The 22,116-nt window shown below is 56.5% G+C and carries 15 protein-coding genes; all 15 read left to right on the plus strand.

Annotated features, from left to right (window positions below; all coding sequences use genetic code 11):
* Positions 1–147: 147 nt before the first annotated feature.
* The 15 genes from FXN63_RS23005 (at position 148) to FXN63_RS23075 (ending at position 22,086) form a co-directional block, all read left to right on the plus strand.
* Positions 148–1,872 carry a type I secretion system permease/ATPase gene (locus FXN63_RS23005; protein WP_148817853.1) on the plus strand — a complete coding sequence of 575 codons (1,725 nt, stop codon included), beginning with the start codon at positions 148–150 and terminating at the stop codon, positions 1,870–1,872.
* Positions 1,873–1,974: 102 nt separating this feature from the next.
* Positions 1,975–3,348 carry an HlyD family type I secretion periplasmic adaptor subunit gene (locus FXN63_RS23010; protein ID WP_148817854.1) on the plus strand — a complete coding sequence of 458 codons (1,374 nt, stop codon included), beginning with the start codon at positions 1,975–1,977 and terminating at the stop codon, positions 3,346–3,348.
* 2 nt (positions 3,349–3,350) lie between these two features.
* The gene (locus tag FXN63_RS23015) at positions 3,351–4,961 is read left to right on the plus strand and encodes a TolC family outer membrane protein (RefSeq protein WP_148817855.1); all 1,611 of its coding nucleotides are present in this window, start codon (positions 3,351–3,353) and stop codon (positions 4,959–4,961) included.
* Between the two features lie 334 nt (positions 4,962–5,295).
* Complete coding sequence (locus FXN63_RS23020; protein ID WP_148817856.1) at positions 5,296–6,081, plus strand: hypothetical protein; 786 nt, start codon at positions 5,296–5,298, stop codon at positions 6,079–6,081.
* A 15-nt stretch (positions 6,082–6,096) separates the two neighbouring features.
* On the plus strand, positions 6,097–7,149 hold the full coding sequence (locus FXN63_RS23025; protein ID WP_148817857.1) for a DUF4214 domain-containing protein: 1,053 nt from the start codon (positions 6,097–6,099) through the stop codon (positions 7,147–7,149).
* Positions 7,150–7,159: 10 nt separating this feature from the next.
* Entirely contained in the window at positions 7,160–9,535 is a 2,376-nt protein-coding gene (locus FXN63_RS23030; protein WP_148817858.1) for a glycosyltransferase family 2 protein, read from the plus strand.
* Positions 9,528–11,909, plus strand: a complete 2,382-nt coding sequence (locus FXN63_RS23035) for a glycosyltransferase family 2 protein (RefSeq protein WP_187394997.1) — start codon at positions 9,528–9,530, stop codon at positions 11,907–11,909. Before FXN63_RS23030 ends, FXN63_RS23035 begins: the two co-directional genes overlap by 8 nt.
* 272 nt (positions 11,910–12,181) lie before the next feature.
* Positions 12,182–15,199: a rhamnan synthesis F family protein gene (locus FXN63_RS23040; protein ID WP_148817860.1), complete on the plus strand. Its 3,018-nt coding sequence runs from the start codon at positions 12,182–12,184 to the stop codon at positions 15,197–15,199.
* Entirely contained in the window at positions 15,183–16,172 is a 990-nt protein-coding gene (locus tag FXN63_RS23045; RefSeq protein ID WP_187394998.1) for an NAD-dependent epimerase/dehydratase family protein, read from the plus strand. Before FXN63_RS23040 ends, FXN63_RS23045 begins: the two co-directional genes overlap by 17 nt.
* Positions 16,173–16,215: 43 nt before the next feature.
* The gene (locus tag FXN63_RS23050; protein WP_187394999.1) at positions 16,216–17,298 is read left to right on the plus strand and encodes a glycosyltransferase family 61 protein; all 1,083 of its coding nucleotides are present in this window, start codon (positions 16,216–16,218) and stop codon (positions 17,296–17,298) included.
* Positions 17,299–17,355: 57 nt separating this feature from the next.
* Complete coding sequence (gene rfbB / locus FXN63_RS23055) at positions 17,356–18,417, plus strand: dTDP-glucose 4,6-dehydratase (RefSeq protein ID WP_148817863.1); 1,062 nt, start codon at positions 17,356–17,358, stop codon at positions 18,415–18,417.
* Between the two features lie 26 nt (positions 18,418–18,443).
* Positions 18,444–19,340, plus strand: coding sequence for a glucose-1-phosphate thymidylyltransferase RfbA (rfbA, locus tag FXN63_RS23060; RefSeq protein WP_148817864.1), 897 nt, complete (start codon positions 18,444–18,446; stop codon positions 19,338–19,340).
* A complete protein-coding gene (gene rfbC / locus FXN63_RS23065) occupies positions 19,340–19,888 on the plus strand; it encodes a dTDP-4-dehydrorhamnose 3,5-epimerase (protein ID WP_148817865.1) in 549 nt (182 codons plus the stop codon). Before rfbA ends, rfbC begins: the two co-directional genes overlap by 1 nt.
* A 68-nt stretch (positions 19,889–19,956) precedes the next feature.
* Entirely contained in the window at positions 19,957–21,003 is a 1,047-nt protein-coding gene (locus FXN63_RS23070; protein ID WP_148817866.1) for a WcbI family polysaccharide biosynthesis putative acetyltransferase, read from the plus strand.
* Entirely contained in the window at positions 21,004–22,086 is a 1,083-nt protein-coding gene (locus FXN63_RS23075) for a GSCFA domain-containing protein (protein ID WP_222863959.1), read from the plus strand. It abuts the gene before it with no gap.
* Positions 22,087–22,116: the final 30 nt, after the last annotated feature.

The raw sequence follows: 22,116 nt of genomic DNA on the forward strand, positions 1-22,116 counted from the left end.
AGATTCTCTACAAGAATGTGATGGCCGTCGCTTTTTCTGTTTTTTTATTCTTGACAAGAAGCACAGGAACAACAAAAAACTTACGCCATATGGTTTAGCTAAGGTACCATTCGTCGTTGATTTACGACGTCAATTACCGGCGACCTCATGGCGACACCGAATTCACCCCGCACCGAACTCCACTCTGCCATCTGGTCGCTGAAGCGCTACTTCATCGGCGCTGGCATTTTCAGCTTCTTCATCAACCTGCTGTACCTCGTACCTTCGCTGTACATGTTGCAGGTATACGACCGTGTGCTGGCCAGCCGCAGTGAGTCCACCCTGTGGATGCTGACCATCATTCTGGCCGTGCTGCTGATCATGATGGCTGCGATCGAGTGGGTGCGTTCGCGTCTGCTGGTGCAAGCGGGCCTGAAGCTCGACAACGACCTGAAAGACCGTGTGTTCACGGCCACCTTCCGCAACGGTCTGCGTTACAGCGGTGCCAATGCCGGCCAGACCCTTCAAGACGTCGTGCAGATTCGTCAGTTCCTGACGGGTAACGGCCTGTTCGCCTTCTTCGATGCACCCTGGGCCCCGATCTTCCTGATCGTGCTGTTCCTGTTGCACCCGGTGCTTGGTCTGGTCGCCTTGATCGGTGCCGTGATTTCGGTGTTCCTGACCTGGCTCACGGAAAAGATGACGGCTGACACCTTGAAGGAAGCCAACACGGCTGCCATCGGTGCCAATCAATACGCCACCAACACCTTGCGCAACGCTGAAGTCATCGAAGCGATGGGCATGCTGCCCAGCGTGCAGGAACGCTGGTACAAGCGCCACAAGCGCATGCTGGGCCTGCAAGCGCTGGCCAGCAACCGCGCCGGCACGATCTCGTCGATCAGCAAGTTCGTCAGCATGTTCCAACAGTCGCTGATCCTGGGCTTCGGTGCACTGCTGGTGATCGACGGCAAGATCACACCGGGAACCATGATTGCCGGCTCCATCCTGATGGGTCGTGCGCTGGCACCGATTCAGCTGGCAATTGGCACCTGGAAGGGTCTGGTGTCGGCACGTTCGTCCTACGAACGTCTGAACAAGGTGCTGGACGCCTTCCCGCATCGTCCGCGCAACATGACGCTGCCCGCCCCCAAGGGCAATCTGGTGGCAGAAAACCTGATGGCAGCCGCCCCCGGTCAGCAAGTGCCGATTCTGCGTGGCGTGAACCTGTCCTTCACCGCCGGCACCATCGTTGGCGTGATCGGCCCCAGCGGCTGCGGCAAATCGACCCTGGCACGTGCCCTGGTCGGTGTGTGGACCCCGCTGGCCGGCAAGGTCCGTCTTGACGGCGCTGACGTGCACAACTGGAACAAGGACGAGCTTGGCCCGTTCATGGGCTACTTGCCGCAGGACATCGAACTGTTCGACGGCACCGTGGCCGAGAACATCGCCCGCTTCGGCTCGCTCGACCCCGAGAAAATCATTGCAGCCGCCCAGATGGCAGGCGTGCACGACATGATCTTGCGCTTTCCGCAAGGCTACGACACCCCCATCGGTATTGGTGGCGGCGTGCTGTCGGGCGGACAACGCCAACGCATTGCGCTGGCACGTGCGCTGTACGACATCCCTTCGCTGGTGGTGCTGGACGAGCCCAACTCCAACCTGGACGACCAGGGTGAAGCCGCGCTGGTGCAGGCAGTACGTACCTTGAAGACTCGTGGCAAGACCGTTGTGATCGTGACGCACCGCATGAGCATTTTGCAGGCGGTCGATCACCTGGTTGTCATGCGCGACGGCGTGGTGCAGGGCCAAGGCCCGCGCGACGAAGTGCTGCGCGCCATTCAGCAACAGAATGCCCCGACTGCGCCGGCTGGTGCCGCTGCGCGTATTGCCTGAGCCTGACGCTTACGCCTGGCTTGCCCCGGCCGTGTCGCACGGTCATCGATTTACCCGCCCCCGGCCGCAGGCCGTGGGCACCCCAACTGTCTGGATCGAAGAATGAGCTGGTTCACCCGCAAGAGCGATGAACAGAAATTGGCCGATGTGAGCAAAGCAGCCGACCGTGTCGAGCTGTCCGGCGATCCCGGCCACATCATGCGCAAGGGTTTGCTGTTCCTGGTGCTGGGCCTTGGCGGCCTGTTGGCATGGTCGGTGTTCGCGGAACTCGACGAGGCTGTGCCGGCCCCCGGTTCGGTGTCCATCCTGTCGCAGCGCAAGACCGTGCAGCATCCTGGCGGCGGCGTGATCTCGAAGGTACTGGTGCGCGAAGCCCAGGACGTCAAGGAAGGCGACGTGCTGGTCGAGATGGTGGACACCCAGACCCGCGCCAACTACGACGCCCTGCAATACGAGTGGTATTCGCTGAAAGCGACCGAAGCCCGTCTGATGGCAGAAAAGAGCGGCGCGCGTGAAATCCGCTTCGACCAAGGCCTGATCGACGCGCAGAAGAACCCCTACGGCAACGCCAAAGCCGCGTCTGAGTTCATGGCCTTGCAAACCCAGTTGTTCCAGACCCGCCGTTCGTCGCTGGAAAGCGAACTGGCCGTGCTTGAACAGAATCGCGCCGGCATCGAAGCCCAGACGCGTGGCCTGCGCGCACAATTGAGCGGCCGCACCGCCCAGTTGGACCTGGTGACACGCCAGCTGAAAGACAGCCGCAGCCTGGCTCAGGAAGGCTACCTGACCCGCAACCGCCTGTTCGAAGAAGAGCGCACCGCCGCCGATCTGAACAGCCAGACGCTGGACATCCAGGCCAACATTTCCCGCCTGGCCAGTGCCCAGATGGAACTGGCAGCACGCCGCGAACAACGCCTGCGTGACTTCGTGCGCGATGTAGACACCCAGATGGCACAGACCGCTGCCCAACTGGCCACCAGCACCGAACGCATCCGCTCGGCAGAAGTGGACCTGGAACGCACCCGCGTGCGTGCCCCGGTCACAGGCCAGGTGGTGCAGTTGCAGGTTCAAACCACGGGTGCCGTGCTGAACCCGGGCGCGCACTTGATGGACATCGTGCCGCGCGACGAACAGCTGATTCTGGAAGCCCAGGTGCCGCTGCAGATGGTTGACCGCATTGCTGCCGGCATGCCTGCCGACATCCGCTTCCACGGTTTCACCGACTTCCAGCACCTGAACGTCGACGGCACGGTGCTGTCGGTATCCGGTGACCGCCTGGTCGACCCCAACACGCACGCTGCCTACTACCTGGCACGCGTGTCGGTCACCCAGGAAGGCATGAAAGCACTTGGCCACCGCGTGCTGGTGCCCGGTATGCCCGCCGACGTGATGATTCGTGTGGGTGAACGCAGCGCCCTGCGTTACCTGACCGACCCGTTGCGCAAGCGACTGTCTTCGTCGATGACGGAGCACTAAGCATGCACGCAATCAAGCGCCCAGGCACCCGATTCAGCAAGACGGTTCTTGCCCTGATCCTGTTCGGCCCGGCGGCAAGCGTCTTTGCGCAAACCGCCCCGCCGCCGACCTTCCAGCAGGCTCCCTTGCCCGCCCGCAGCCAATACAGCTACGGCGCAAACCGCGACGCCCTGCGCGGCCAGGAAAATGGAACGGCGGCCAAACCGACGCCCGTAGACATGGGCGCGCCAGCCGGCAGCAAGAACGGCCGCGCCGATGGTCTGATGCCCGATCTGTCGCAGATCCTGAATCGCGCCGATGCCGACATCGCCGGTGACAACGCCACCGGTCCGCGCATGGACCTGATCAGCATCTACCGCAAGGCACTGGAAAACGATCCCGACTGGCTCGCGGCACAGTCCGAGAACCAGGCCATGCAGGAAGAGCCCAACCGCGCGCGCTCGTCTTTGCTGCCGCAGTTGTCGTTCTCCGGTACGTACTACAAGACCAGCAATCAGCAAGGTTTCCTGGGTGAGCTGTCGCGACGTCCCGGTGTCGAGCAAAGCTACGACAGCAAGAGCTATGTGCTGCAACTGCGCCAGCCGGTCTACCGCCCGCAGGCCTGGGCGCAATACCAGCAGTCGCAAGCCCAGGTTGGCGTCGCAGACGCCCAGCTTGGCAAGGATCGCAACGAACTCGCGCGCCGGGTTGCCGAAGACTACTTCGACCTGCTGTTCCAGCAAGAGCGCCTGCGCCTGGCCGAAGCCAAACGCAGCGCCCTGTCCACCACCGCCTCGCAAGCCGAGCGTGGTTATTCGGGCGGTATCTACACGCTGACCGACGTGTTCGAGACGCGCTCGCGTCTCGACCTGTCGAACGCCGAATACCTGGAAACCCAGAACGCCGTGCGCGCAGCACGCCGCAAGCTTGAATCGCTGGTGAACCAGCCCATCGGCACGCTGGCCCCGATCCAGCCCGAACAGATGCTGCTGGACGGTCCCTACCCGGCCCGCCAGGAAGCCTGGATTGAGCAAGCCCAGGAAACCAGCCAGGACGTGATCGGCGCGCGCTTCAACATCGAGATCGCCCGACAGGAAATCGCCAAACAACGCAGTGGCCACCTGCCGACGCTGGACCTGATCGCCCAACGCCAATACGCAGAAAGCGACACGACCAACAACATCGGCGAACGCAACACGTCCACCTCGGTGGGTGTGCAGGTCAGCATCCCGATCTACGCAGGCGGTGGTGTCAGCGCCAGCGTGCGTCAGGCCGCCAGCAGGCTGGACCGTGCGCAGCAGCAGCTGGAAGGCGCGCAGCGCAAGATCCAGCTGCAAGTGGTGCAGGAATTCGAATCGATCCAGCAAGGCGTGGAACAGATCCGTGCTTATGAGCAGGCGGTCACGTCAGCCGAAGAATCGTACAAGGGCACGCGCCGCAGTATCGATGCAGGTACGCGCACAACGGTGGACTTGCTTAACGCCGCGCAGCAGATCTTCGATGCCCGTGCATCGCTGGCTCGGGCTCGGTATGGGTACGCGCTGGCAACGGTGCGATTGAAGGCGGCGGCGGGGAATCTGAACGAGTTTGACCTGGAAGGGATTAATCGGTGGCTTCGGCCGCCAGAGTTATGATTAACCGAAGATGCATAACAAAAGACGATTCTTAGCAGTATTTTGATCAAGGCCTCACCAATTTGGATGAGGCCTTTTTTATTTTTATCAGGTAGTATCCGCCTGGATTCTAAACAATGTTAAGCACTCAGTAAGTTTTTCTCTGACGAAACCCTTACAGTGTCTGTAAAACTTTGTTTATCATTTCAGTTACGGGTCGCCTTGGCTCATATCTTCTGCCACGTAGACCACCATGAGCCAGTTAGATCAATTCCGGATCACATCGAGGATCGTTGCGCTCGAGCCCGGGCTGCACATCTTTCGATACGCCACGCAATTGAACGGCGACGAAGTCGTGCTACTTACCCTTCAGCCCTCGCCTGTCGGCAAAGGCCAAGTCGACTTCTTTCCAGGTGAAGGCGTATCCCGCAACACCCTTGCGCGTCTGGGCGACTGCCTGATTGCGCGGGTCAAGTCCGCCACAGCGGGCATCCTGGTTACCGAATACAGATCGGCCAGCGCCACCAGTTTGGTCGACTTGCGACTGGACCGGATCGACACCTCGGCCAATATCGTCCGCGACGCCAGCACCACCAACGCTGCGCAAGCCCGCCCGGCAGTCGCCGGCCCCCAGCCAGAAAAGCTTGTGCTGTCTGGCTCGGTGCAAGGCCGCGGCGCGGTCATGGCTGCCAGCAATGCCAACGACTGGTTGGGCAATCCGGAAGGCCAACACGCGCTGGAAGGTTTTGCCATCACCTGGGCCGACCAGCCCAGCGGCGTGGAACTCATCTACACCGGTCGTACACGCGACCTGGGTCAGCTGCCCGCCACGCGTTCAGGCAGCTACCTGGGCACACGCAACCAGCAGCAACCGATCTACAGCATCTCTTTCATACTTGCCGGCCCACGCGCCGACGAGTACGAACTGTCCGGCCAAGTGGCATTCTCGGGTCAACCTCCGCAAGCCCTTCAGCCAGGACTCGCACTCGCCGGCCCTACCGGACGCGAGCCCTTAATCGCGTTGCGCCCGCGCATCGTCGCCAAGCCAAGCCCCCACGCTGCCCGCTCCCCGGGCCTGGCTGCTCAAAGCGACCGCCTTGCCACGCAACCGCCTGCCTGGTCCCGCCAGGCGAACACTTAATTCGAAGGAAAGAAATTGGCACAGTACGACCAAGACCTTACGCAGGAAGAGTTTCAGAACAACATCAACGGATCGGATTTATCGACTGAAACCAAGTCGAAAATCCTGGAACTGATTGGCACCGACGGCACGGTCAACGTCAAGACCTGGGACGGTTTGACTCCGGCCACCGCTGGCGATGCGCCGGCTCAGGTGCTGATCGTGTCGCCCACCATTCTGCCCGGGTCGGACGGCACGACCGTGCTCGATCTGCCGGCCGACCTTCTGGGTTCGGTGAAGACCTGGGTCTTCGACACCACCGAAAACATCTCTGCCAACTTCAACACCATCGATCGCGTGATCGTGGGTGGTTCGGGTGAGAACACCTTCGTGGTCAACGGCGACCACGACACCACCATCGTGGGCAACAACAAGACCGATACCTTCACCACCACGGGCGGCAATGACCGCATCGAGGCAGGTACCGGCACGACGACCGTCAACACCGGTGCAGGCTTCGACATCGTCGTGGCCAAGGGCTCGGCCGACGACTACGACGTGACCATCGTCGACGGCGCACTGGTGCTCAAGAGCAAGGCCGGTGCGGGCGTTGCCGACACCACCATCACCGCCAAGGACGTGAACTTCATCGAATTCTCGAACACGGTGGGCGGTTCCCTGGCTGACAACAAGTCGATCGCGATCGTGGGCGATGCAGCCAGCGCAACCGTGGTTCGCCTGTACGACGGTCTGCTGGGCCGCAACGCCGAAAGCAGCGGCGCCAAGTTCTGGGTCGACGCCCAGGCCAAGGGCACCTCGCTCGAGACGATTGCAACCGCATTCCTGAACTCCACCGAGTTCCAGACTGCACACGCCAACCTCAGCAACGAGCAGTTCGTGTCGCTGCTGTACACGCAAGGCCTGCAACGCACGGACGCGGGTGCTGCCGATGCCGAAGGCGTGAAGTTCTGGGTCGACGCCCTGAACAACAACGTGTCGCGCGCAGAAGTTGCGGTCGGCATCGTTGGCTCGGCGGAAGCCACCACGGGCACCGACGCTCACATCAAGATCGTCGACGGCTTGGTCTGATCCGCAAGGATTGAGACTTGAGCCCCATACTGCCCACACCGGTGGGCAGTATGGGAATGCGTGGAGGCCTCCGGGCCTCCACGCTTTCTTAAAGAAGACAGTTTCACACTCGCGTGGCCTATCGATGCACCGCTACACACCAGGCCAAACGATTTTTTCCGCGATACGCGCACACACCGACGCAGGCCGCCACGATGAGGCCGCCAAGCTGCTGCGTATCGCCAGCTGCAATCCCACGACCGCTGCCGAAGCGCACATCTGGGAAGGCACGCAGGTACTGAACACCGATCCGCATCGCGCATATCGCCTGTTCAACAGCGCGGTCATCGCCATGCCGAAAAATGCCGAGCTGCATCTGCTGCAGGCACGTGCAGCCGAGCTCGCCGGTGAGCCCGAACTGGCCCACCAACTGACTGAAAATGCCTTGTATGTCGACCCCTTGTCGCCCGCGATCCGCATCGCGGCGTGGCGAAGTCGTGCGCGCATGCAGTCGCGGGAAGCCCTGCAACAGCAATTATTTAAAGCTTTACCCGACATCACCGACGGCAGTGAATTGGCGGCCGTGCTGCCGATGCTGCCGCCCGGCCCGATCGGCGTCGTCGCCTACGACCCGATCGCCAGTGAACTGCATGGCTGGGTGATTGACCCCGCGCATCCGGATGCGGTCGTGCAGGTGGAATGCCTGGCGATGGACCGAAGGCTGGCGCTGCCCGCCGACCAAGCCAGCCCCTTGCTGCGGGCAGCCGGCCTGTCGGGCACACACGGCGGCCTTCGCTTGAAAATCCCTGCCGGCGCCTATCGACTGGCAGTCCATGCCCCTGACGGTCGCATGCTGTGTGGCAGCCCGCTGGTGCCGCTGGCACCGGTCGTGAACCCCGCACCATCGAAGACCGATCCGCGCAAACAACCCGTCGATGTGCTGATTCCCGTGTATCGCGGTGAAGCGGAAACGCTCTCCTGCATCCAGAGCGTGCTGGCGGCGCGCAAATCGAACGGCGTCAAACACGAGATCATCGTGCTGGAAGACGCCAGCCCCGAACCGGCCTTGGTTGCAGCGCTGATTGCGCTGGCCCAGGCCGGTGACATCACCCTGGTGCGCCATCCCGCGAACCTGGGTTTTATCCGAGGCATGAATCGGGGCATGGTCATGCACCCCGAGCGCGACGTGATCTGGCTCAATGCCGACACGCTGGTGCACGGCAACTGGGTTGATCGACTGCGCCAAGCGGCGTACAGCGCGTCGGATATCGCCTCGGTCACGCCGTTCTCCAACAACGGCGAGCTGATGAGTTTTCCCGAGCCGTCGACCTCGCATCCGATGCCTGATGCAAAGGAATTGAAGACACTCGACACACTCGCCGCCGCGACCAAGGCACCGCCGGTTCCCCTGGATGTGGGCAACGGCTTCTGCCTCTACGTGCGACGCAAGGCCATGGCCGCAATCGGCCTACTGGATGAAATCCACATGGCGCGTGGCTATGGCGAAGAGACCGACTGGTGCCTGCGCGCAACGGCGGCCGGCTTCCGGCATGTGGGTGCCCCGAACCTGTTCGTGGCACATAAGGGCGAGGTGTCGTTCGGTGCCGAGAAGCGTGCACGCGTGAAGCAGAATCTGCGGATTATTGAACAGCGGTATCCGTGGGCGGAGCAGGCGTATGTACGGTTCACGCTGATGGATCCGGTGGAGCCAGCCCGTCAGCGCTTGCAAGCAATGCGAGTACCGCTTGTGCGCGAGGCCCTTGGCAAGGGCCTGTTGGCACCGGTGCTCTACTTGGTGCATAACGCCGGAAACACCGATATCAACCTGCCCGGCAAGGTGAACACCGCACTGTCCGATAAGACACTTCAACTCACGCGAGAGTTCAGGCACGGAAAATGGTGGGCCTTATTGAAGGCCTCGATCGCCCCCTTGCCTATGTGCCGCAGATATCGGCTTCCTGTCGAAGCCCGGCAACTACGCGATGACATATCAAGTTTTGGCCACTTGCAAACCAAGCTTGCGCCCGGGCAGACAATGACGCCAGCACTGCGCGCGCTCATAACTGAGCTCGGACTGCAGGCAGATACAGATGCCCCAACGGCGATGTACAAGGCGCCAGACTGGTCGGATCCCAACACATCAGCCGCTTGGCTTATTGATAGCGGCCTCGACCCAGCGGCTGTCAATGAATGGCTGCTGACAGCCCGCAAACTTGCCGCAGATCAATCAGATATACACCTGTTGTTGCCGCGCGGCGTTCCAAACCAAACGATGCTTGAAGCCACTGGTGTCGTGCTGCGTAGCGACACCCCCGCACGTGCCGATGCGCTGGCACATGCACGCGCTGCCGAGTTTGCATGCGTGCTAAACCGTAATGGCGGTCACGAAGGACATGGCCATGCTTGATGCAAAAACACATTCCGCCGATGCTTCCGAGGTGCCAGAAGCCTCTCGCTACGCAGGTGCATTGATCGGCATTGCCGGAAACATTGCGCATGGATGGGCTATCGATACCAAAAACCCAGACGCCCGTGTGATTGTCGAAATATTGATCGACGAGCACCCACACGGCATGTGCGTGGCAAACCAGCAGCAAACGGCGGGGGATGGAACTGGCGACACCTTGCACGGCTTCAGCCTCTTGCTGCCAGAGCGGATACTGCGCGAGGCAAGCAACGTCAGCGCACGCGTGGCAAACCAGAACATGATGCTGGGTGCATCTGTGCAAATCGGTCAGGACCACGTAGCCGTACCAGCGGTGGGCGCATCACAGATTTGGTACAACGGCGGTCTGGTGATCAGCGGCTGGCTATGGGACCCAACATCGCCAGGTACACAGTTGACCGTGAAGGTCAGACACGGCCAGCAAGTGCTCATGACCGCATTGGCTGATCGGCATCACCCTGCATTGGTATGGATGCAGAGTGCCGAACACGGCTTCCAGATCGAGCTTCCGATCGAGTTCGCGGATGGAAAGCGACATGAGATCCATCTGGAAACGGATGATGGAACAAACCTCCCGGGGAGCCCCTTAGTCGTCTGCTGCCACGCAGAAGGACTAAGCAGACTGCTGCGGAACTCATGGCCTGAATCGGCAAAAAATGACGTTCATTCCAGGAAAAAACTGGAAATCCTTGCCGAGCTCATGCGTGCGCAAGAAACACGGCACCCCATGACCATCGGATTCAGCCAGTATCCTCAATGGTTCAAGTTAAGCGAGATCCAGCAGGCGGCCCCCAATGCAGCGACGAGCGGCCTGCGCGCCGCAGTGATAATTACTGGCGATGCCGGACCCGCACTAGATCGCAGCATGGCCAGCATTGCTGCGCAGCGCCAAGCATTTGATTGGGTCATCCATCACGCAGGTGATTTACGTTCAGCGATTTCAGGCGCGGCGGCACAAGGCGCTGATCTGATCGTAGGCATGATGGCAGGCGACCGGCTGGCGCCAAGCTATCTCGACAAGATGGCGCTGGCATTCGACAAGCAGAAAACCATCTTCGCATACAGTGACTGCGATCAAGACGGCACAGACGGCGAGCGAACCAATCCGTGGTTGAAGCCAGGCTGGGATCCTGACTTGTTCTTCGGCGTGGATATCGTCACGCCGGGCAGCATTTGGTCCGCGCCAAAATTGGCCGAAACCTTGAGCAGCCGCCCGGCTCTCGACCTGCCGGACTGGCAAACCGTTTCGGTGCTTGCGGCAGAAGCGACACTTTTGCACGACAGAAATGAGGCAACAAGCGTCAAGCATGTTCCTGCTGTGCTGTACCACCGGAGCAGCAGCGCGCCAGCCCAACCTTACGACATCGGAGTGCGATCCGCAGCGTGCCTACAGGCCCTGAAGGAACTGGCCGAACGTCAGGATAGTTCCGCGTCAGTAAGCGAGGTTACGCACTACCCGGGCATGACAAGGGTGAAATGGTCATTGCCGCATGCGGTGCCCAGCGTGTCTCTCATCGTGCCAACGCGTGACCACCATCGCCTGCTGCAAGCATGCATCGAAGGCATCTTGAATCGGACGACATACCCAGGCCGAGTAGAAATCATTGTCGTCGACAACAACTCTACTGATAGCAAAACGCTTCAGTACATGGAGTCGCTCAAAAGTCACGGCGTACGAATCTTGCCCTACCCTGGCGAGTTCAATTATTCCAACATAAACAACTACGCGGTTTCACATGCAAGTTGCGAAGTTGTCGGGTTGGTCAACAACGATATCGAAGTTCTACACGAAGACTGGCTATCAGAGATGGTTGTGCAGCTGTATAGACCCAATGTGGGCGCGGTCGGCGCAAAATTGCTTTGGCCCAACAAGATGGTGCAGCACGGTGGTGTAGTGGTGGGAATTGAAGGTCTTGCAGCACACACCGGAAACAGTTGGCATTCGGACGACCCTGGATACCTTGGCATTAATCAGCTGGTTCGTCGCCAAAGCGCTGTAACGGCGGCATGCCTCTTGGTACGAAAAAAGGACTACGAAGCAATCAATGGCCTGAATGGCATTTGTTTTCCCGTGGCGTTTAATGATGTGGACTTGTGCCTTCGCCTACGGAAGAAAGGACTAACTATCATTTGGACTCCTCATGCGATTCTCACACACGCGGAGTCTGCAAGTCGAGGGAAAGAAAATACACCAGACAAGGCAGCACGAGCAGCACGAGAACGAGCGCACTTTATTAATAAATGGACCAATCCCGAAATGATTGACCATTATTACCATGCAGGACTAACCAAAAGCTGGGCAGCCGGTCCGTATAACGCACTCTCGTTAAAATAAAGTCTCCAAGACACTTCTATTCCAGCCTCAACAAAATGGGGCTTACGCACCGGCACGACTCCCCAAAAATCACGTGGCGTCAGCCAATGGACATACCGAAAGATCAACAGGAAGACTGAACCGCTATAATCGAAAAACGATGGCCCTTGATTACAGCAGATTCCACAAAGACGACCTCAAAAAAAATTCACAACACCAATCGCTTAAAAATTCTTTCAAAATAGCAAATTCCTTTTTTAGAAAACCTCAGAACATCAACCCGAGCGCCAACAATGCAGCACTCAAGCAAAAAAACCTCAAAAGCACAAAACATAACAGCCGAGAGCCAAGTTGAAACCTGGGCTCAAACCATATTGCAAAACGCAGCCTTTTCTCCCGATCATTATCGAAAAGAGGCTCAGCTCGAGACAACTAACAAAAACGACCTAGCCATTCATTACATAACAATCGGTGAAAACTTGGGGATTTGCCCATCCACCACATTTGACCCCGTATATTTCTCCGCGCTCAACCCCCAAGCGAACAAGAATGATGCACCAAAATTAATAAATTACATTGAAGAAGAAAAATATAAACTAAACATAGCAACAAAAGAGCAAGCTTTAAAAATTCTCGAAGAAATCGAGGGTTTTGCATTATATCGAGGCACTAGACTCCATGTCTCACATGACAGAAAATCGGTTTCCGTAGACGAAGCTCGCCTTAATGCCGAAGAAGGCTTTAAAGATGTAATTCCAGACTTTGACTATAAATTATATAGTCGATATATTGATGCCGGAAAAGGTTTGCACGCACTACTCCACTTTGTTAAATTTGGATTTCATCAAGGCCGAGTTTACAACTCCGGCACTTACGCTAAGCGTAAATCTGCAATCGCAGGTCAGTTTGATGAACACTACTATATTGCGCAGCGAGCCCACAGTTCAAATGCTGAACCGCTTGACGACTGGATTTTCCACGGATCGATAACAGGACTGCAGCCCTGCGCTCAATTTTCGCCATCATATTACAAAAAAAAATATCCCGACGTTTCTCAGAGTGGCTGGGATTTATTCGAGCATTTCTCAGTACACGGAAAAAAAGAAGGTAGAAATGGCTACTTTGAGCCCAAAAATTTTATTGAATCCGGTGGAAAAAACCATGACGGAGCGAAAGAAACAGTAATTATTGCAATACATGAAGCGAGCAAAACGGGAGCCCCGATACTCGGACTTCATATTGCGAAGAAATTTTCAATAGAATTTAACGTAATCATCTTTCTCGGGAAGCGAGGGCAACTCACGCCGGATTTAAAAGAAATTAGCACATTTATCGCCACAGGAAACGAAAGCAGTGGCCGAGAAATCCTTGAATACTTTAACAAGAGATTTGATATATGCGCAGTAATTTTGAACTCGGTAGAGTGCGCATTCCTATCCGCCCCGATACTTGAAAATAATCTAGCATCGGTTGCGTTGATACACGAATTTTCGACATACACGTTGCCTAAAGGAAAAATGACGAGCATGGTCGAATTCGCAGATATTGTGGTTGTACCTGCACCGATCGTAGAACGCTCGCTCCAAGAAGAGATCCTCGATCTCTATGGCACCAAAGCGACGAATGTTATCGTAAGGCATCAAGGATACCTTCCTCGAAACAATAAATATATTGATAGCTCGGACATGAGTGGGTCCGAAATTCGACTTTTTTTGGATATAGATCCAAACCAAGATGTCCGCATTGTGCTAGGAGCGGGTTACGTACAACTGAGGAAGGGTGTGGACTTATTTATTCAGACTGCACACGAAGTTCGAAAAATGTACCCCGGACCTATCAAATTTGTTTGGATTGGAGACGGGTATAACCCACAGACTGATCCTGCTTACTCCGTCTGGCTTCAGGACATGATTGCACGATTAGACCTGCACGACGTCTTCACTTTCATGCCGCACCAAAGCCAAGTTGACGAAATAATGAAACTCGCTGACGTCTTTTTCCTTTCGTCAAGACTTGATCCGTTCCCGAATGTGGCCATTGACGCAATACTGCATGATAAGCCTATTGTTTGCTTTGACCAAGCGTCTGGTCTCTCGGAAATTTTCGAAAGCGACGAAGCCAAAGGCTCGACGGTTGGTTTCTTGGACACCCGTGCCGCAGCAATCGAGATTGCCAATTGGGCATCTCCAACAAAATACACCGTGGCACGGAAAAACAATTCTTTGAAAGATCGATTTTCGTTTGACGACTACATTTCTGACCTAAAAGGGTACATTAGGATTGCGCAGAAAAAGCGCAAGATGTGCACCGAGCTCTTGACAACGCTCAAACAGACTAATCTTTTTGATGCAGGATTTTACGAGGGAAAATCAGCAAAACTGACAGACATCGAAGCTGAAATTTCGATGATGTCATATGCAGCAAGAGCTAAAAATGGCCTGTGGCCTCGAAATCCGAGACCAGGGTTTAATGAACGTCTCTACCATGCCTCAATAAAACCTAGCTCCGAGATTGGGTTGCTCGCACACGGAGTTCGCGCGACGCACCTTGCGATTGACCTTGAGCGCCTGAGATCTAACGAAGCTAACGAGCTGACCAAGGCCATTCATATTCACCTTCATTATTCTGAACTGGCCCCTGAATTCTTTGAGCTGATAAAACAAACTAAACTTATTGCGGATATTTTCATTAGCACTACTTCGAGGCGGGCTCGTATCGAGGTGGAATATGCTTTCCGCGAATACACGGCCGGAGAAGTAACGGTGACCGTAGTCGAGAACAAAGGGCGAGACATCTTGCCGTTCGTCTCAACGTTCAAAGCTGACTTTCTTTCAGGAAGATATGAAATCATCGGGCATTTTCATGGAAAAAAGTCGCTGGCCATTGCATCAAATACCGGCGAGCGCTGGCGAAAATTTCTGCTCAATACGTTAATTGGCGATGAGGCCAACATCGGGAAAATAATGAGCTTGTTCGCCAAAAATCCACGACTGGGTATGATCTTCGCTGAAGATAGACATAGTGTGGGATGGACGAAAAACAAGCCGTTCGCCGAGATGATTAAACCCAGACTGCATCCTCAACCGACTCTTCAAACGCATCCGACATTTCCGATCGGTACGATGTTTTGGGCTCGCGCACAATCTCTAAAATCTCTTTGGATGGCTGAGAACTTGCTCGACGGATTACCTCCTGAGCCGCTTAAATACGACGGCACGATTCTTCATGCAATAGAACGAATGCTGCCGTCGATTGTTGAATCGAATGATTTTGATTGGGCTACGGTACATCGCCATGCTCAAGGATGGTGATTTTATGAATCAAGATATATCTGGAATGCGGTGCCTGGTTACAGGTGCGGGTGGTTTTTTGGGTTCTCATTTGGTTGCAAGCCTTATTTCAAAGGGGGCAGTAGTGACGGGTTTTGGCCGTACGCCCTTCGGGCCCCACTTTGAAGATGGTATTAAACCGAAGTGGATCCTTGGATCTTTTGATAATGAAAAAGAGGTTACGCGAGCCTGTGAAGGACAAGACTGCATTTTCCATTTGCTCAACTCATCAACCCCTGCAAGTGCGACTTTGAACCCCGCGTCCGACATTACTTCCAATGTCGTTCCTTCAATACATCTTCTGGAAGCTTGCAAGCTAGCAAAGGTTAAGAAATTTATCTTTGCTTCGTCAGGTGGAACCGTCTATGGAGCAGCCACGCAAATACCCACAACGGAGACTGCTAAAGCGCATCCGATATCGGCATACGGCGTCTCAAAACTCACAATTGAAAACTATTTGGCGTTCTTTGGCCACATCCACGAGCTTGACTATCGGATCCTACGAATCACGAACCCGTATGGCCCAGGACAGTCGCCTTTCAAACAGCAAGGAGTGGTAGCCACATTTATTCACGCGGCACTTCAAAACCAACCCATCAACATATGGGGAGACGGATCCGCCGTGCGTGATTACATATACATATCCGACGTTATCGACGCATTTACCGAAATATTAACCCACACTGGCGAAGACAGGATATTTAACATCGGAAGCGGAACAGGAAAGTCTATATCTGAAGTTTGGCAAGATATCAAAAAAATGATAAACCCAAAATCTAAAATTATTTACCATGCAAGCAGAAAACTAGATGTTCCCGTAAGCATAGTGGATACTACATTAATGCAAAATAAAACGACATGGCGCCCAAAAATAAACTGGAACAACGGCCTAAAGATGACTAGAGACTGGATGATAGATCAACACTCTCCGATATCGAGCATTAAGGTACAATAAGCATAAAATTTAACACATCCGATCTGCACCAACAGGAAAAATAGTGAAATTAAAAACCTCGTCAGCGCTAGACGCGGCAACTGAAACCTACACTATTCGCGAAAAGTTGGTCGTGCCTGCGCACGATTATCTTCAGGCTGACTTTGGAGATACTGCAAGAAAAATAGAACACATAGAGCTTGGTCCGATATTGTGTTCTACCTTCTATGACGCCTTCTTAACAAAAACCGGCTTGGTTATTAGCAACGACGGCCTGGTCATTAGTGAAACGCTGGAAGGTTCGTTGGATGTAAATTATGTTCCAGAAAACATTTTGGACGTTCTTGAACAAAATCACGAAATCCCCCACCTAAAGGGGGAGTTTATTTCAGCATCCATTTACGGAACCTTTAATTACTCCGTATTTTTGCACGAAGTACTTCCTAAGCTGTATCTGGGAGCTTTCGCGGGTGCTTGCCCGACAAAAAAGATCACAATGCATTTTTCGGAGCACATGTCAAAGGCTCAGAAAGCGCAACATCTAAAAATATGCAGTACTTTCTTGCCTAATGAAGCTCTATTTGAGCCTCCACAACCTATTCAGAAAGTAGATAAAATTTCTGTATTTTCGGTAGGGCAAGGTTCAGGAAGACGCGTGAGTCAGACAATGATACCAATGACCGCAGAGCTGTCACTGAGGTTTCGCGAACTGACTCAGAAGCCAATTGATAAAATTTACATCTCGCGAGAGGTGGGAGTTGCTCGATATCTCATCAATCGAGAAGAAGTTCATAATTTTTTCCGTCTCAACGGGTTTGAGATAATCGAAGCTGGCCGACTGACAATAGAACAACAGATTTCTATTTTCTCAAATGCGCGTGTGATCGTCGCTGAACATGGTGCAGCTTTAGCAAACTTGTGGTTCTGCCAGCAGGGCTGCCTCGTTGTGGAAATTACGCCTACCCCGATATCCAACAGGCACATTTATAAAATGGTCAGCAGCATGAAAAAGCTTAAGTACTTCGGCGCTCAAGTCGAGGTTCCTGAAGACTGGGTCTGGAATAGCGATGCGTTGTATATTCCAATAGAGCTGCTGCAGTCAGTTTTGGATTCCGCTCGTGCTGCCTACCCATCCGTGTCCATATAAAAACTCTTCCCGAAAAACTCATGAAAGAAAATTTCATCCAGAACTTTTGAGAATGTCATGATATTAATTAGCGGCGGAGCCGGATTTATAGGATCGAACTTTGTTCACCATTTGATCAGAAAAACTTCTGATTCCGTGGTAAACATTGATGCATTAACGTACGCGGGAAACTTACGCAACCTTGCTGATCTTGACGAGGCGAATCGTCACGTCTTTCTTCACGGCGACATTCGAGATGCGCAACTTTTAAGAGATACGCTGACTCGCTATCGGCCTAAAGCCATTATTAACTTTGCAGCAGAGTCTCACGTTGACCGCTCTATTGCCGGCCCCCAAGACTTTGTGCATACCAATGTTCTAGGTACCTTTCAACTTCTTAGCGCTGCTAAAGATTACTGGACAGCACTAAACAATCAAGAAAGAGATCAATTCCGGTTTATTCATATCTCCACAGATGAGGTTTATGGAACGCTGCATGTAAATGATGCGCCATTTACAGAACGCCATGCCTATTCACCTAACAGCCCCTATGCTGCCACAAAGGCTGCAAGTGACCACCTCGTGCGGTCTTATTTTCACACCTACGGCTTCCCAGCCATTACAACAAACTGCTCAAACAACTATGGGGCGCGTCAGTTCCCAGAAAAACTCATTCCTTTGTGCATCAACAATGCATTAACAGGAAAGTCAATTCCGATATACGGGGACGGCAATCAGATCCGAGATTGGCTTTACGTAGATGATCACTGCGCTGCTATTCAAGCTACTCTGGAACAAGGCACCCCTGGTGAGGTTTATAACATTGGCGGCTGGAACGAGAAAACCAACCTAGAGGTTGTTTCGGCGGTTTGTGGAATATTGGACAATCAGAAGCCAAGGGTGGACGGAAGGTCTTATGCGGACCAGATCACATTTGTTCGAGACCGCCCTGGTCACGATCGACGCTACGCTATAGATGCTAGCAAAATCGAGCGTGAGATTGGTTGGCGCCCCGCAGAGACTTTTGATACAGGTATCAGGAAGACCGTACAGTGGTATCTGGACAATCAGGCTTGGGTAGCTGACGTAACGAGTGGGGCCTATCGGCAGTGGATAAACAAGCAATACGCCGACAATTAAAATTAATAGCCTTTATATAGACGTCTATGCAACGTACTCAAACTTCCCGTAAAGGCATCATTCTCGCCGGCGGTGCCGGCAGCCGTCTCCACCCCGCTACGCTAGTCGTCTCCAAGCAGCTCCTGCCCGTTTACGACAAGCCGATGATTTATTACCCGCTCGCGACTCTGATGCTTGCAGGCATCCGTGAGGTGTTGGTCATATCCACGCCACTCGACACGCCCCGTTTCGAGCAATTGCTGGGCGACGGCTCGCAGTGGGGCATGCGCATCGAATACGCGGTGCAGCCCGACCCCGGCGGCTTGGCACAGGCCTTCCTGATCGGCGAGCAGTTCATCGGGGATTCGTGCAGCGCACTGGTGCTGGGCGACAACATTTTCTACGGCCACGACTTCCACGATCTGCTTGGCGACGCCAGTTGCCGGGCCGAGGGTGCGCGGGTGTTTGCGCACCACGTGCACGACCCGGAACGTTATGGCGTGGCGGAGTTCGATCGCCATGGGCGCGTGCTGTCGATCGAGGAAAAACCAAAGCAGCCGAAGTCGCATTACGCGGTCACGGGCTTGTATTTCTATGACCCGCAGGTGGTGGATTTTGCCAAGTCGCTGAAGCCTTCCGCGCGCGGTGAACTCGAGATCACCGACATCAACCGCATGTACCTCGAACGCAACCTGCTGTCGGTGGAAATCATGGGCCGCGGCTATGCGTGGTTCGATACCGGCACGCACGATTCCTTGCTGGAAGCAGGCCAGTTCATTGCCACCATCGAACGCCGGCAGGGCCTGAAGATCGCGTGCCCGGAAGAGATCAGCTTCCGTCAGGGCTGGATCGATGATGAACAGCTGCAGCGCCTGGCTGCGCCTTTGATGAAGAACGGCTACGGGCCGTATCTGCAAGGGCTGCTGACGCAGCAGGTGTTCTGATGCAAGCACAACGACTGGCGATTCCGGATGTGGTCTTGCTGACACCCAAGGTGTTCGGCGACGACCGGGGCTTTTTCTTCGAGAGCTTCAACGCGGAAAAATTCGCGGCCGCCACGGGCGTGGATGTGCAGTTCGTGCAGGACAACCACTCGAAGTCGCAGCGCGGTGTGTTGCGCGGGCTGCATTATCAGTTGCCGCCGAATGCGCAAGGCAAACTGGTGCGCGTGGTGCAAGGCGAGGTCTTCGATGTGGCGGTGGATCTGCGCAGGAACTCACCGACCTTCGGCAAGTGGGTCGGCGAGATCTTGTCCGGCGAGAACAAACGACAGCTTTGGATTCCGGCCGGCTTTGCGCACGGCTTCGTGGTAACTAGCGATACCGCCGAGTTTCTGTACAAGACGACCGCGCTGTATGCACCGTCGGCCGAGCGCTGCATCGCCTGGGACGATCCGGATATCGGCGTGGCGTGGCCGCTGACGGCTGCGCCGTTGCTCTCGCCGAAGGACGCCGAAGGCGTCGCATTCACAGTGGCGGACACTTTCGCCTGAGCGGCGCGACCGCCCACCGAAGCGCGCGCACAACATAAGCTATGGGGTCGCCCGACCCTCACTTTCACATGCCCCGCATTCTCGTCACCGGCTATTGCCAGGCCGTCGGCCTGGCCCACGCACTGCAATCCCTGTTGCCCGATGCCGAGGTCGCGGCCGACGCCGCGCACGCGTCGCTGTCACCGCCCGCGCGTCAAGCCTTTGCCGAGCGCCTGCGCACCGTCGATTACTGGTTCCCGGCGAACTATGCGCAGGTGCGCGATTGGCCCGGGTTCAGCGCCCTGGTGCAACACACACGCGTTGTCCCGGCACCGTATTTCTGGTTCGCGGGCTTTCATCCCGACCTGTGTCACGTGCGCGCTCGCAGCACCGGCAAGCTGCTCGTGCCGGAGTACAACTCGGCGATCGTGGCGTGGGCCTACCGGCACGGCGTACCCGTGGACCGCGTGCCGCGGCTGTTCGACGCCGAGGTCTTCGCAGCGGTGGGTTATCTGGATGCCTGGGACGATGCCGTCGCGATCATGCGCCGCGACCTGGTCGCGCTGGGCTGGCGTGCGAACGAGGCGGATGCGCTGTACCTGAGCCTGAAGCAGCAGGGCCTCTTCATGCATTCGATCAACCATCCGACGCCGGGCGTGTTCGTCGAACTTGGCAAGCTGCTGGCCCGCCGCGCCGGGCTGGCCTATGACGATCAACGGGCACACGGGCTCGTCGACACGCTGGCCACCGGCGACAATTTCCCGGTCTACCCGGAACTCGCGCCGCTGCTAGGCGTGGCGAGCCCGGGGTATGTGTGGCGCAGCGGCAAGCAACGATTGCAGGGCGTCGAGACCTTCGCGGCGTTCTGGTACGGGCAGTACGCTGCGCAGACCGCAGGCCCGGAAGACTTGCTGCTGGAGCACTACGCGCGCGCGGACCGACTGGACGCGATCCGTGACACTGCATGTTTCGCGGCGGCGATGCACGACAGAATGCCGACCGCGCACGCGCGCTTCGACGAGGACGCATACCTGGCGCGTTACCCCGACGTGGCGGAGGCGGTGCGGCGCGGAGACTTTCCCAGCGGCGAACGGCACTATCTGGCGTTCGGTGCGCGCGAAGGGCGAATCGCTTGAATGGAAAACACCTACATGCACAACCCCTATCGCGCCCTGCCCGCCCGCCAGTTCTGGACGCCTTCCGTTGCCATGCCGGCGCGTGGCATGGTGGACCCAGTGTCGCGCAGTCGGCGCATCCTGCCGCACGAACGCATCGTGTCCTTCGGCAGCTGTTTCGCGCAGCACATCTCGCAGCACCTGGTGGCGCGCGGGCTGAACTATCACATGACCGAATCCGCACCTCCGGGTATGGATGCCGCCCTCGCCACCGCACGCCAGTACGGGCTCTTCAGCGCGCGCTACGGCAACGTGTACACGCCGGCCCAGGCCGAGCAGTTGTTCGATCGGGCCTTCGGGCACTTCGCGCCCAACGACGACCCGTACTGGGAGAAGGACGGCCGCTGGTACGACGCGTTCCGGCCGACCGTGGAACCGGGCGGCTTTGCAGACGTCGCGACCCTGCTCACCGACCAAAAACGGCATCTCACGGCCGTGCGAGCGCTGTTCGAGCAGGCCGATTTTTTTGTCTTCACGCTGGGCCTGACCGAAGCCTGGCGCAACCGCCGCGACGGGGCGGTGTATCCGGTCGCGCCGGGGGTGGTGGCGGGCAGCTTCGACTCCGCGCGCCATGAATTCGTGAACTTCTCGATCGACGAGGTGCGCGCTTCCCTGTTTGCGCTGATCGAGAAGACGCGCGCGTTGAATCCACGTGCATGCTTCATCCTCACCGTGTCGCCAGTGCCGCTGATCGCCACCTACGAAGCACGCAGCGTGCTGAGCGCCACCGCTTACAGCAAGGCGGTGCTGCGGGTGGCGGCCGATGAAGCCGAGCGGCGCTACGACGAGGTGTACTACTTCCCCGCGTACGAGATCGTCACCTCGCCGGCGGCCGGCGACCGCTACTGGGCACCGGACCTGCGCAGCGTGCGCCCGGAAGGCGTGGCGCACGTGATGCGCGCCTTCGACCGACATTTCGTGGACGCGCCGGCAGCGCTGCCGGCAACGCGTCGCCCCGCAGACGTTGGCTGCGATGACGCCGCCACACGTCCGGTGTGCGACGAAGAAGTCATCGTCGCTTCATTGAAGCGCCATGAAGACTGAGCGCCTGGCGTGATTCACTACTGGGATCGT

It is taken from the genome of Pigmentiphaga aceris (assembly GCF_008119665.1).
In the GTDB taxonomy this organism is placed as follows: domain Bacteria; phylum Pseudomonadota; class Gammaproteobacteria; order Burkholderiales; family Burkholderiaceae_B; genus Pigmentiphaga; species Pigmentiphaga aceris.